General features: G+C 38.8%; 16 protein-coding genes. 3 read left to right on the top strand and 13 right to left on the bottom strand.

Annotated elements, in window-relative coordinates; translation table 11 throughout:
- Positions 1 to 37: 37 nt before the first annotated feature.
- The 5 genes from HORE_RS12760 to HORE_RS01685 form a co-directional block, all read right to left on the bottom strand.
- Positions 38 to 214 (bottom strand): hypothetical protein, encoded by a 177-nt coding sequence (locus tag HORE_RS12760; protein WP_012635267.1) that lies wholly within the window; start codon positions 212 to 214, stop codon positions 38 to 40.
- A 109-nt stretch (positions 215 to 323) separates the two neighbouring features.
- Positions 324 to 542 (bottom strand): trp RNA-binding attenuation protein MtrB, encoded by a 219-nt coding sequence (gene mtrB / locus HORE_RS01700; protein ID WP_012635266.1) that lies wholly within the window; start codon positions 540 to 542, stop codon positions 324 to 326.
- Positions 543 to 664: 122 nt separating this feature from the next.
- The gene (locus tag HORE_RS01695; protein ID WP_012635265.1) at positions 665 to 1,141 is read right to left on the bottom strand and encodes a COG2426 family protein; all 477 of its coding nucleotides are present in this window, start codon (positions 1,139 to 1,141) and stop codon (positions 665 to 667) included.
- Between the two features lie 31 nt (positions 1,142 to 1,172).
- Positions 1,173 to 2,588, bottom strand: coding sequence for an aspartate ammonia-lyase (gene aspA, locus HORE_RS01690; RefSeq protein ID WP_012635264.1), 1,416 nt, complete (start codon positions 2,586 to 2,588; stop codon positions 1,173 to 1,175).
- A gap of 33 nt (positions 2,589 to 2,621) precedes the next feature.
- Complete coding sequence (locus HORE_RS01685) at positions 2,622 to 5,990, bottom strand: DNA polymerase III subunit alpha (protein WP_012635263.1); 3,369 nt, start codon at positions 5,988 to 5,990, stop codon at positions 2,622 to 2,624.
- A 41-nt stretch (positions 5,991 to 6,031) separates the two neighbouring features.
- Between HORE_RS01685 and HORE_RS01680 the strand changes: the two genes are divergently transcribed.
- The 3 genes from HORE_RS01680 (at position 6,032) to HORE_RS01670 (ending at position 7,186) form a co-directional block, all read left to right on the top strand.
- Positions 6,032 to 6,343 (top strand): YtrH family sporulation protein, encoded by a 312-nt coding sequence (locus tag HORE_RS01680; RefSeq protein ID WP_012635262.1) that lies wholly within the window; start codon positions 6,032 to 6,034, stop codon positions 6,341 to 6,343.
- Positions 6,344 to 6,346: 3 nt separating this feature from the next.
- Complete coding sequence (locus tag HORE_RS01675) at positions 6,347 to 6,832, top strand: sporulation membrane protein YtrI (RefSeq protein WP_012635261.1); 486 nt, start codon at positions 6,347 to 6,349, stop codon at positions 6,830 to 6,832.
- Positions 6,833 to 6,961: 129 nt separating this feature from the next.
- Positions 6,962 to 7,186 carry a NifU family protein gene (locus HORE_RS01670; RefSeq protein ID WP_012635260.1) on the top strand — a complete coding sequence of 75 codons (225 nt, stop codon included), beginning with the start codon at positions 6,962 to 6,964 and terminating at the stop codon, positions 7,184 to 7,186.
- Positions 7,187 to 7,246: 60 nt separating this feature from the next.
- Here HORE_RS01670 and HORE_RS01665 read toward each other — a convergent pair whose 3' ends face one another.
- The 8 genes from HORE_RS01665 to HORE_RS01630 form a co-directional block, all read right to left on the bottom strand.
- A complete protein-coding gene (locus HORE_RS01665; RefSeq protein ID WP_012635259.1) occupies positions 7,247 to 7,603 on the bottom strand; it encodes a YlbF family regulator in 357 nt (118 codons plus the stop codon).
- Between the two features lie 16 nt (positions 7,604 to 7,619).
- Positions 7,620 to 8,102 carry a metallophosphoesterase family protein gene (locus HORE_RS01660; protein WP_012635258.1) on the bottom strand — a complete coding sequence of 161 codons (483 nt, stop codon included), beginning with the start codon at positions 8,100 to 8,102 and terminating at the stop codon, positions 7,620 to 7,622.
- A 20-nt stretch (positions 8,103 to 8,122) separates the two neighbouring features.
- A complete protein-coding gene (locus HORE_RS01655; RefSeq protein WP_012635257.1) occupies positions 8,123 to 9,256 on the bottom strand; it encodes a DUF362 domain-containing protein in 1,134 nt (377 codons plus the stop codon).
- A gap of 107 nt (positions 9,257 to 9,363) precedes the next feature.
- A complete protein-coding gene (ypeB, locus tag HORE_RS01650) occupies positions 9,364 to 10,695 on the bottom strand; it encodes a germination protein YpeB (protein WP_012635256.1) in 1,332 nt (443 codons plus the stop codon).
- A 95-nt stretch (positions 10,696 to 10,790) separates the two neighbouring features.
- The gene (sleB, locus tag HORE_RS01645; RefSeq protein ID WP_012635255.1) at positions 10,791 to 11,510 is read right to left on the bottom strand and encodes a spore cortex-lytic enzyme; all 720 of its coding nucleotides are present in this window, start codon (positions 11,508 to 11,510) and stop codon (positions 10,791 to 10,793) included.
- Between the two features lie 341 nt (positions 11,511 to 11,851).
- Positions 11,852 to 12,322: a 2-thiouracil desulfurase family protein gene (locus HORE_RS01640; RefSeq protein WP_012635254.1), complete on the bottom strand. Its 471-nt coding sequence runs from the start codon at positions 12,320 to 12,322 to the stop codon at positions 11,852 to 11,854.
- Between the two features lies 1 nt (position 12,323).
- The gene (locus HORE_RS01635) at positions 12,324 to 12,539 is read right to left on the bottom strand and encodes an FmdB family zinc ribbon protein (RefSeq protein ID WP_012635253.1); all 216 of its coding nucleotides are present in this window, start codon (positions 12,537 to 12,539) and stop codon (positions 12,324 to 12,326) included.
- A 250-nt stretch (positions 12,540 to 12,789) separates the two neighbouring features.
- Complete coding sequence (locus tag HORE_RS01630) at positions 12,790 to 13,071, bottom strand: hypothetical protein (RefSeq protein ID WP_012635252.1); 282 nt, start codon at positions 13,069 to 13,071, stop codon at positions 12,790 to 12,792.
- Between the last annotated feature and the right edge of the window lie 65 nt (positions 13,072 to 13,136).

Below are 13,136 nucleotides of genomic sequence, written 5' to 3'. Positions count from 1 at the left end.
TTAATTAATATCTTTCCCTAAACCAGAAACGTTTTTACTACAGAGCATCATTCAGGAACTGATGAACATCTTCAGCCTCAACTTCAGGTACCTTAATCTGAAATCCTCCCTCTGACATACTCTCCAGCTTTACCAGAAAACCTTCTGCCGTAAGTTTATCTTTTATTTCTTTAGCTTCTCCTTCAGTAGTTGCAATGTGTACCACCTGCCACATAGTCCTACTCCTCTCAAGTATATTATACTGTATTGACCATTTTCTAAACAAATTTAATAATAAAGAAAAACCAGCCCTTCTAGGAGCCTGGTATATTTTCAGTGTTATATTAATTTCCAGAAGTAAATTTCCCGTGTTTTGTCAAAAGTTCAGCTTTACCTCTAATTTTAATCGCTGATGTATGTTCAGTAAATTGAGCTACAAGCACCTCACCTTTATCTAATTTTTCAGTATGGGCAAATTTAGTCTCCTTACCTCTGGTTAAGCCAATAATGGTTACACCATCTTCTAATGCTTTAACGACAACAAAATCAGCGTTAACATCCATAGCTGTACCCTCCTTATTCTAGTTTATCATACAACTTTTTTTTTTCAATGTCAAGAATAATCTCCTTCAGTAGTAGCATTGAAGGAGTTGTGGCTGATTAGCCATTTGTCTTCTTTTAATCCCTATAAAAATACAGAACTCATTAAGGTAACAACACATCCGGCCAGAAGTATGCCAACCATAATGGCAGGAAAAGCGTAACGGAATTTAATTTTAAATAATATTGCTGCCAGACTGGCAGTCCAGGCCCCTGTTGTTGGCAAGGGTACAGCTGTAAACAAGATAAGGCCCAAAGCACCATACTTATCTACCTTATCACTCTTTTTTAATGTTCGTTCATCCAGCCAGGAAAAAAATTTATTCATAAACCTGAACCTTCTCCGCAACCACTTTCTGACAGGTTCCAGTAAAACCAACAGGGGGATTACCGGAATAGCATTACCTATAATCCCAAGCCAGAAGGCTTTAATGGGAGAAAAACCAAGGGATATGGCCAGGGGGATAGCGCCCCTGAGTTCGATAAAAGGGAGACAGGCTGTAATTAATACAGCAAGTTCCCGGGATAAATATTTATCAAGCCATAAAAATACCTCATTCATAACCTATAACCTCCAGTTTTTTACCAGTAAATTAATGCCCTTCAAGTAACTCCTTGCCGGCAATACCGGGTTCTGTCATCTCATAGGGGTTTAATATCAATTTAAGTTCTTCTTCATTAAGCACCCCTTCTTCCAGGATTAATTCTTTAACCGACTTCCCGGTTTTTAAAGCCTTTTTAGCAATCCGGGATGCAACTTCATAACCAACATGGGGATTAATTGCAGTAATGATACTGACACTCTTATCCACAAGTTCTTTACACCTTTCTTCATTAACAGTAATTCCCTCAATGGCTTTTTCAGTAAAGGTTTTTACTCCATTTTTCAATATCTCTATTGATTGGAAAAGGTTAAATGTTAAAACCGGGATCATAACATTTAACTCCAGCTGACCTGACTCTGCAGCCATAGTTATAGTGGTATCATTACCGATTATCTGATAGGCAATTTGATTTACAACTTCCGGAATAACAGGGTTTACCTTCCCCGGCATAATTGAAGACCCGGGCGGTACAGCCGGCAGGTTTATTTCGTTCAATCCGGCCCGGGGCCCTGAAGATAATAAACGTAAGTCACTGGCTATCTTGGAAAGATTAACTGCACAGGTCTTAAGAGCTGAGGAAACTTCAACCAGGGCATCTGCATTCTGGGTAGCATCGATAAGGTCATCTGCCTGGGTTAAATCAAGCCCGGTTAACTCATTTAAACGTCTGGTTACATTGTTAACATATTCATGATCGGCATTCAAACCAGTACCGATGGCAGTGGCCCCCAGATTTACCACCTTTAGATCAGCTACTGTTTCTTTAATCCTCCTTATATCCCTTTTAATGGCACTGGCATAGGCCCCAAATTCCTGACCCAGCCTGATGGGGACTGCATCCTGTAACTGAGTCCGCCCCATTTTAATAATATGGTCAAATTCCCCCGATTTTCTGGTAAGGGCCCCATACATTGATGATAATTCTTCAAGTGCCCTTCTCAAAAGCTTTATTGCGGTAATCCTTATTGCAGTAGGATAAACATCATTGGTAGATTGCCCCATATTTACATGGTTGTTGGGGTGAACCAGACTATAATCACCTTTTTCTCCACCTAAAATTTCTATAGCCCGGTTGGCGAGCACCTCATTCATATTCATATTTATAGAAGTGCCGGCCCCGCCCTGGAGGGCATCAACTATAAACTCTTCATTAAGGGAGCCATTAATTACTTCATCTGTAGCCTGAATAATAGCCTTACCTATCTTCTCATTCAACATACCTATTTCAATATTTACAGAAGCTGCTGCCTTTTTTACATAGGCAAGAGATTTTATTAATTCCGGGTGAATCCTCAAATTGGTAATTTGAAAATTTTCAGCTGCCCTCAGGGTCTGAATTCCGTAATATGCATCCCTGGGTACTTCCTTTTCACCTAGTGGATCCCTTTCTTTTCTGGTTAACATAATTATATTCTCCCCCTGCCTGTTTTAATTAATTTATGATGACCATATCTTTACATTATTTATCCCAACAAGTTTTTTTGCCTTCTGTAAGAAGGCTCCCCCGTCAGATACCCAGTAATTTATCCCGCTCAACAAGCAGGTATCCCCAACATTTATGAACAGGGGACAGTCCCCTCTGTATTGTTGACAAAGATTTTTTAATTCCTTAAGTTTATCACTATCCAGAGAAGTTACATCTATTTCAATAAAATCCTGCTCAAGGGATATTATTTTATTAGAAATAACACTACCATCATCTACCCTACCGGTAATCAGAAGTTTTAAACCTTTTTCCAGATTAATATCCAGCTGATTATAAAGATCGGGGAAAACGACTACCTTAATATTACCCAACCAATCCTCCAAAGTCAAGAAGGCCATTTTCTTATTTGTCCTGGTAATATGCTCCTTAAAATCAACCACAACACCACCGATTGTCACCTTATCCCCTTCATAATCTTTTATATCCTGACTGGTTGTCGAAATAAAATGATCTATCTTATCCTTAAAAGGATCGAGGGGATGAGCGGAAAGGTAAATACCCAGATACTCTTTTTCCTGATTAAGCCTTTCTTCAAGGGGTAATTCTTCAATTTCTGGATATTCAATAGACTGATTATAGAACTTTTCATCTTCAGAAAAAAGGTCAAAAAATGATGTCTGACCCTGGGCCCGGTTACGGGACCTGCTACCCAGTTTTTCATAAATTTCTTCATATTTTATAAGCATCTGAGAACGGTAAGTATTAAAGCTATCAAAAACACCTGCCTTTATAAGAGATTCGATAACCTGCAGATTTACCCTGCCTGTATCTACCCTTTCTATAAAATCTTCCAGGGAACTATAATTTCCGTTCCGGTTCCGTTCCTCAATAATAGCCTCAATAGCTTTAATACCGACATTCTTGATTGCCTTCAAGCCAAAACTTATATCCCCATCAGGGGTTGTTTCAAACTCAAAACCACTCCTGTTCACATCAGGAGGAAGTACCCTTAACCCCATCTCCTGGCATTCCCTGATATACTGACCAACCTTATCCAGGTTATTCATAACCGTTGACAGGAGAGCTGCCATGAATTCAGACGGGTAATTTGCCTTTAGATATGCCGTCTGATAGGCCAGCATGGCATAGGCAGTACTATGGGATTTATTAAAGCCATAACCGGCAAAATACTCCATCTGATCAAAGATTTTATGGGCTACTTCCTTTTCAATACCGTTCTTAACCGCTCCTTCAACAAAGCGTTCCCGTTCCTTACTAATTAACTCTTTTTTCTTTTTTCCCATCCCCCTGCGTAATAAATCAGCCTCACCCATGGTATAACCGGCCAGTTTGCTGGCTATCTCCATGACCTGTTCCTGGTATAAAATTAAACCAAAGGTTTCTTCAAGAATAGGTTCCAGTTCAGGGTGTAAATATGAAGGTTCAATTTCACCGTGCCTGCTTTTTATATACTGTTCCACCAGATTGCTGCCCAGGGGTCCGGGGCGCCCCAGGGCCAGGAGGGCTATCAAATCCGAAAATTTTTCTGGCTTTAAACGACGGTTAAGGTCCTGAAATAACCTTGACTCCATCTGAAATACACCCGGGGTTTTACCCTCCTGTAGCATTTTATAAACGCGATCATCATTGAGAGGGATATTATCTACATCTATTTCCCGGCCATATCTTTTTGAAATTAAATTCAGGGTCTTATTAATGATAGTCAGGTTTCTCAATCCCAGAAAATCCATCTTTAATAACCCGAGTTCCTCAAGATTCTCCATATGAAACTGGGTAATAATGTTCTCATCCTGGGTCTGGAGAGGAATAATATTACTTAAATCCCCGGGACCAATGATAACCCCGGCGGCATGGGTAGAAATATGACGGGGCATTCCCTCAACACGACACGCATAGTCCAGAAGTCGTTTTACTTCACTATCCTGCTGATATAATTTATTTAGATTATCATTCATTTTAAGGGCTTCTTTTATAGTAACCCGGCCCGGAACCATTTTTGCAATCCGGTCAACTTTCCTTAAAGGAATATCAAGAACCCGACCGACATCCCTGATAGCAGCCCGGGCTGCCATTGTTCCAAATGTGCCAATCTGGGCTACTTTTTCCCGACCATAGCGCTGTTTGACATATTCAATTATTTCATCACGGCGTTCATCAAAATCTATATCAATATCGGGCATTGTTACCCTTTCCGGATTCAAAAACCTCTCAAAAATCAAACCATATTTCAGGGGGTTTATTTTGGTTATCCCCAACAGGTAGGATACCAGGCTACCGGCTGCAGAACCCCGACCTGGTCCTACCCTTATCCCTTTCTGGCGGGCAAAATTGACAAAATCCCAGACTATTAGAAAATAAGATACATAGCCCATCTCTTCTATGATCTCCAGCTCATACTGGAGCCGTTCTCTTGCTTCTTTATTATCCTCTAAACCCTTTTCTTTCAAACCCTGTTGGCATTTATCCCTTAGTATCTCTACAGGGGTTTTATCCCCTTTAGCATCAGGAAAGTCAGGGATATAAAAGGTGTTAAAATCAAAATCAATATCCGTCATCTCGGCAATTTTTACAGTATTTAAATAGGTATCCTCTATGTCCGGGAAAAGGGATTTCATCTCATCCGGAGACTTGAAGTAAAATTCTTCTCCTGTAAAAGAAAGACGGTTTTCATCATTAATAGTCTTTCCGGTCTGCATTGCCAGTAAGACATCATGGAGGGAGGCATCTTCTCTATTGAGATAATGAGAATCATTGGTAACCACCAGTGGGGTTCCCAGTTTGTTTGAAAGCTCAATCAACCTGGAATTAACCAGTTTTTCATCACCCAGGTTATGATCCTGTAACTCCAGATAAAAACTTTCCCTGCCAAAAATAGCTTCATATTCTTTGATGGCCTGTTCTGCCTCCTGAAGCCTGTCCTTTAAAATTAACTGGGGAATTTCCCCCTGCAGGCAGGAAGACAGACATATCAAACCCTTACGGTGCTGGTATAACAAATCTTTATCAACCCGGGGTTTATAGTAAAACCCCTCAAGCCAGGAGCGGGAAACGATTTTTGTTAAATTGTGATAACCCTCCCGGTTTTGAGCAATGAGAAGCAGGTGGTATCTTTCACGGGTATCTTTTTTCCGGAATGAAGAAGGGGTAAGATAGACTTCACATCCGATAATCGGTTTAATACCATATTGCCTGGCCAGTTTATAAAAATCAATAGCCCCATAGAGGACACCATGGTCAGTAATAGCTACACCGGGCATATCATATTCTTTTGTCTTTTTGACCAGGTCTTTTAACCTTATGGCGCCATCGAGGAGGCTATATTCAGTATGGACATGAAGGTGGACAAAATTTGCAGTCATAATTACCCTTCCTTTAAATTATAATTTATTGAGGTGATTATATGAACCGGGTTGTCCCTGTCTTTTTTATTGCCCTGGGAGTTGTCCTGGGTGGTTCCTTTATTGGTAGCATCGGTGGGGTTTTAATTAACCAGCCACCTCTTAAAACCTTAACTGATATAGCCGATGACCTTAAATTATATGCAATTATCAGTGCTATCGGGGGGACCTTCACCAACCTCAGAATGCTGGAAGGTGTCTTTACCCAGGGGGATTTATCCATAATTGTGCAACAATTTTTTATCCTGCTCAGCGCCTTTATGGGAGCCCAGCTCGGTTACTGGCTAGTTATTGTCTTCTGCGGGGGTAAGTAAAATTTGTTCTATCCTATTTTTTCGTTTACAAAAGGTGAATTAATCTTTATTTTAGCAGTTTTTATTTTAGGAACAATTGTAGGAGCTACTCTGCTAAATATATATTTAAGTCGGAGAATCGATAATTTAATTCTAACTAACCGGGAATTAAAAATAAAAAATGAAGAACAGCAGGAACAGATAGACCAGCTTAAAGAAAATTTAAAAATTTCGAGACGACACTATATAAACAATGTCCAGATAAAATTAAGGAGTGAGTTAAACAAGCATACCCAGCAGGATATAATCCAGAAAATAAAAAAACTTTTATCAGGCCTACCTGGAAAAGAAATAAAGGATATAGACGCACTCCTTATCAGGGACCTAATTAATGATCGTTATTTAGTAATTGAAGATGAAGTCTATAGACTGGAGTTAATATACCTGGTTATTTCTGAAGAACTGACCCTTTATATTAAGGTTTCTACTAAAAATGGGGAAAATAATTAAAAATTAGTTTAAATAAACTTAGATTTATAGTATAATAATCACTGGATATTTTTGTGTCCAGGATAACATAAACTTACCAGTAATAATGGTATAATATTAACAGGAAAAATTCAATAGGGAGGTGTACCGATGAAAGAAGAGGTTGCCAAAATCATTGATAAAATTAGACCAAGCCTTCAGGCCGATGGTGGAGACGTAAAACTGGTTGACGTTGATGATGAAAAAGGTATAGTAAAAGTTAAATTACTGGGTGCCTGTCAGGGGTGTCCGATGTCAACCATGACTATCAAAAACGGAATTGAAAGGGTCTTAAAGGAAAAAGTTCCTGGAGTAAAGGAAGTAAAACCCGTATAACAAGACCGGTTTTAAGAGACATAACTATAAAAAAGGAAATGAAATTTAAAGCACCCACTTTTACCGGGTGCTTTTTTCATTTTCGGTAATACCGATCTCAAGTCCCCCAAAGAGTATTTTTTGAATATCATTGAATAAGACACCCATCCTGTATTCTGCATCCAGGTATTCTTTAATATCAGAATTCAAATTAATAAGCTCTTTTATGTTTTCAAATTTCTCCTTCTCTTCATCAGTAATTGTCTGTCCATTAATTTGTTTGGACTGGATATTAATTTGTTGTTTTTGAAAATCAAGCAACATACTTTTGGTAGCTTCATTTGACATTATTTTATCCTTAAGTTCTTTATAGCGGGTATATTCATCTGAATTCTTTATTTCTCTTGCGAGTTGATGAGCCAGATCATATAAAGCCATTGATGAATCCCCCTTTTTAGAATTCTATAATTTTACTATTTATATTTTTTCCTGATAATTCAATAATACCATAAGTATAATGTGGTTGTAAACGTTTGTCAGTAGGAGATCCAGGATTAAAATATAACTGGCCATTAATTCTACGGTTTAACGGATGATGGGTATGACCAAAAATTATAATATCAGCTTCCGGAAAAATATAACCCAGTCTATCCATTATATGACCCCTCAGATTATGACCATGGACCACCCCTATTTTTTTATTTTCAAGGGTCAAATTAAGTCTATCAGGCAACATTTTTTTTACTTCAGGGAGATCAACATTGCCGGATACTGCTTTAACAGGAGCTATTTTTTTAAATTCATTCAGAGTCTTTACATTTATAACATCCCCGGCATGAATAATTAAATCAACATCTTTAAGACCTGTAACCAATTCCTCAGGTAACGATCTGGCTTTTGTAGGTATATGAGTATCAGATACTACCCCAATAACCATATTATCACCTCCTGCATTGATTAGAAAATTAACCTGCCGAGTAAAGGTCGCTTAATATCTACAGCATTATAAGGACATAGTTCCTGACAGCAAAAGCACCTGATACAGTTATTTAAATTAACTTCAGGTTTTCCGGCAACCATTTCTATGGTTTTAGCCGGGCAGTGCTTAAAACAAACCTGACATCCGGTACATCTACCATGATCAAAAACAGGTCTGGGCCTGAGTAAATAACCTAATATATTGGCAAGGGGTCCTGGTAGCCTTTTATCCAGTAGATTGGATACCCTGTCCCCCTGGGGAATTTCAACATCATCCAGTGGGTATAACTTATCACCAACAAGGTTAATATCGGTTATATCAGCTACTTCTCCACGTTCCCGGGCAGCCTTTATTAGAGGTACTTTATTTAATGGCCTGACCCCCATTAAAAACAGAGCTGCTACATCAAGGCCAAGGGGAGAAGCGCTGGCCAGAATATAACCAAATTTACGAGGTGTCCCTCCCGAAGGACCGTCCCCTTCCATTCCGATTATCCCATCCATAATGTTCAGGGCTGGTTTAACACAAAAAGCCAGGTCTATTAGCATCTGGGAGAAGTGGCTCAGTTCAGGCATTCTCAAATGGTAATCAGCTTTGAGAAGACCGGGAATAGCCCCATACAAATTCTTAACAGCCCCGGTATACATGGTCATACCATGGGTCTTTAATTTCGGTATATTGATAATTACATCGGCCCCGGTTATATATTTACCTACTATAAATGATTTTGTTATAATTCCAGACCGGTATTCTACCTTCTCCTGTTCAACATCATAATTAAGTTCAGCTCCCAGTTCCTCTGCCACTTCCTCCATACCGGTGACCCTATATATTTTTCTAAGGGCATTTTTAGTAAAGGGACCTCCAGGGCTATCCCCGATTATTACCTGTCCCCCTGCCTGTTTTACCAATTCACCAACTGCCTTTACTACCCGGGGGTGGGTAGTAATAGCCTTATCCGGGGGTTTTCCCATAAGCAGGTTTACCTTTAAAAGCACTTTCTGACCGGGTTTAACAAACTTCTCTATACCACCCAGCAATTTAACAGCCGACACAACCTTTTCTTCAACCCCTTTATATGAATCACATTTGATTACAGAAACCCTCTCCATGTTATCTTAATCCTCCATAAAAAGTTTTTTTCCTATAATTTTAATTAATTATAACATGGGAGAGGGCCTAAAAAAAGAGGTTATTGTTAATATAAGGTAAAAAAACCCTAAAGGGCAAAAGTACCCTGTTTTCCTTTGATTACCTTTAAGATTTGTTCTTCAACACCTGTTTTAGCATTTATATAAACGAGATAGGTTTCTTCACCTATTGTACCCCTGACCTCATAGGTAAAGACTTCTTTTAGACTTTCTTCAGGGATAACAGCCAGCCTGATATTCTCTATTTTTTCAAGAGTATCATTTACCATACCCCTTACTTCTTCTTCACTGATCTCTGGTTCCTGTTTTTCCCTTTCCCGGTGTGACATCAAATAATTCAGGGCTTCAACACCCAGAATCTGTCCATTATCAAGGGCTACCTGAACATTAATAATATCTGTATAGTAGATAATATTATCAGGCTTGTAGGCAAAGGAAATAAAAGCTATGTTATCATTAATCTCAGAATATGTTGGTTCCATATTGGGGTAACCAATCCGGGCCAGGTAATCACGGGCCTTTTCCGCAGCTTCTTTTTGCCCAATTTTTGCTCCAGCTACCTGCCGGCTGGTCAGCATATTAACCAGATGACCACCTTTTCTGCTGATATCTACAGAATAAACCTCTCCGTCATCATTTTTAACCTGAAAGTTATAAGAACGTATTCTCCCATTCACCGTTTTCCCCCGGGAAACATTAATTCCATCATTATTTACAAAATCAGCTACCTTTTCAGCCTTTCTTCTGGCTTCTGTTTTGGTTACCTCGTTACCCTGAAGCCCCCTGGGTTTTGTCTCTGTTATATGGTCTGAAAAGGGACCATCATATATCAGGGTAGGATATTTACTTAACTCACTCCGGATTTCATCAAATCCATCCAGCATAGGATTGGGTTTATTCTCCTGCATCTTGCCTCTTGTTCCTTTAACAAGTTCAACCCAGTTTATATCTCCACTGAATACCTGACTCTCGAGGTCATGTAAAGATGCACTGACTCTGGCGGCCTGCTGGCGTAATTCAACTAATTTTTTCCTGTTTTCTGCCGTTAATACTTTTCCTTCAGCATTTTTCTGGGCCAGAACATGGGCATAATCCCCGGTCTGGTTTAAAAACTTGGCAGCCCTGAAGGCAGCCTGATTGGAAAGAGGAAGCCTGTTTAACTGCTCCTGGGCAGTTGTAGCATGGTTCCAGACGTCTGTTAAAATCAAAATATTTTGACGGGGGGAACTGGATACCATAGTTTTCCCCAGTAAGACCTGTAATTGCTCAACACGTTCAACCAGTTCATAAAAAGCCTGTTGATATTTATTACCGAGATATATCTCTAATTGCTGCCTGTCCCGGTATTGATCATATCCCCAGTATCCAATTGCCCCTGCAACCAGTACAGCAATCAACACAGGAATGATCCAGTTGCGATTAATCTTAATTTTTTATTCCTCCTTTATAAGCTTTAGATTAAATTTAAGTTTGAAACGTTACATGCTAATTTCTATTACTGGGCAAATACATGGCTACCAATTGTCGTTACTACCCTACGGGACCAGATCCACCGGCTAACCGGTTTTGAAGGATTCCAGAAAAATAAACAACCGTAGGTTGGATCCCATCCATTAAGTGCTGCTCTTGCTGCCCGTAAATTTTCCTGGGTAGGTGGTAAATTGATCTGCCCATTGGCCACTGATTCAAAAGCCAGTGGCTGGTATATAACCCCACTTAGACTGTTGGGAAATGAGGGGCTTTCCACCCTGTTCAGGACTACTGCTGCAATCGCAACCTGTCCCCGGTATGGTTCCCCTCTTGCTTCAGCATGAACTAACCTCGCCAGTAGCTGGACATCATCATTTCTGCTAACTGCTGCCGCTGTTTGCCTGGCATATGTAGTAGGACGGGCTTCATATCCAAGGGCTGCCCAGGTCTGAGGACCGACGAGTCCGTCAACCCTGAGCCCATTCTTCCTCTGAAACTCCCTGACTGCTTCTGAAGTCTCCGGACCAAAATAACCATCTATTCTCCCTTCATAATATCCCCATTGTTGTAGCTTCCATTGAACCAACCTTACATTACTACCACTTGTTCCCCAGTAAAGAGTAGGTCGTGCTGCTTCAGTATTTGTATTCAGTGCAGTGAAATATACTACAGTAGAAATTCCGGTAATACCTAAAATTACCAGAAGGGTTATAATCTTTTTTTTCACTCTGCCAACCCCTTTCATATTTTAATAACCCTTTTTAACTTATGTTGCCTCAGCCCCCCCTGTTTTTATTCTTTTGTAATATCCAATTTTTAACATTGGGGAATAACGAATAGAACAAATTGGCCTTCGGCCATAATCATTTAAAAGGTAAATTTCTTGATGTCGTAAATTATCCATAGAAAAACTTTTGGGTATAATTTCTTAGACATTAAAAAACGGCTTAACATCTTCATGTTAAGCCGTTTACATTCTGATTCCATGTTTATTTTTCAAAAAGAATTTTTTAACTAAGTAATTAAAACGAATTTCATAATAAAAAACTTGTATTTTGTTACTGAAAAATCTAAAATCCTGATGGATTATAAAAGGCCTTGATTTATTAATTTACCTGTTTCTTCTTCAGAAAAAATCGGAATTTTTTCTTTAAGGAGCCGGGCTGTGAAGACACCACACCCATCTTTAAGTTTACCATTAAAGGAACCATCATAAATGCAGTTAACACCACAGCTGGGACTTCTTTCTTTCAGGATAGCCATCCTGATATCCTTTAAATCCACTCTTGTTATTACTTTGTTAACACCTTTTATGAAATTATCAGTAACATCCCGACCTTCTCTATTCTTTATCCTGGCCCTGCCTTTCAGGATATCAAAACCGTTTCCACCTATTATTTCAGCTGGAGGGCGGGGTACAGGCAAATCCCCCTCCAGCTCCGGACAAACCGGTATTATTTCTTTATCTTTAAGTAATTTAACAAGGCGATTATTTAACTTTGCCTTCCCATCATACCGACATTTTTTGCCCAGAAGACAGGCACTGACAATAATCAAATCAGGACGCCTTTTCCTGGTCTGAAGACTTTTTATTATTCTTTTTGCGGGAATCGGTTACATAAAAGCCAGAACCCTTAAAAATTATACCGGGAGAACCAATTATTCTCCTCACTTTCCCACCACATTCCGGGCAGGTTTCAATAGGGTCATCAGTTATTTTTTGAAAGTGTTCAAAACGTCCACAATTTTCACATTCATATAGATAAGTTGGCATTGCAAATCCCTCCTTAGGTTATTAACTACTTTTATATAGAACTACTATCATTAAATAACTGTTTACCTGTAAACATTTTTTAATTTTAAACCACTAAAATATACCTATTATTCTGTATTCTGACCCCATTTTCATATTAAACAAAAACAAATAAAAACATTTAAATACAGGGAGAAAAAGTTTTAAATCAGTAAATTATTAATGACTATAAAACCCCTATTTTCTTTTATATGATAAAATTATTAATTTGTCAAGACTCTTCTCGTCTGGTGATGGAAATATGGCCCAGCAGATTATATAATTCAATAAAGATAAATAGAATAAGGAATAAGGTATTATCTGTAATATAAAAATAAACTGACCCCATTATGGTTGTTATTAATATAGTAACCAAATTTAAGGTTTTATTTATTCTGAGCCTGATTACCTGCCAGGTTGCTAAACCAAGTCCGGCAAATACACCGGCATCTACTTTAAAAATAAGCCCGGCTATCGCCAATAAAATAAAAAATATTAAAAGAAATACATTCATATTATAAACTACCCCCTGAACTCCATTTTATGTAACTACTGATTCCTTTTTATATTATACCTGAT

This window comes from Halothermothrix orenii H 168 (assembly GCF_000020485.1).
GTDB lineage: Bacteria > Bacillota > Halanaerobiia > Halanaerobiales > Halothermotrichaceae > Halothermothrix > Halothermothrix orenii.
This window is presented reverse-complemented; position numbering and strand designations above follow the sequence as displayed.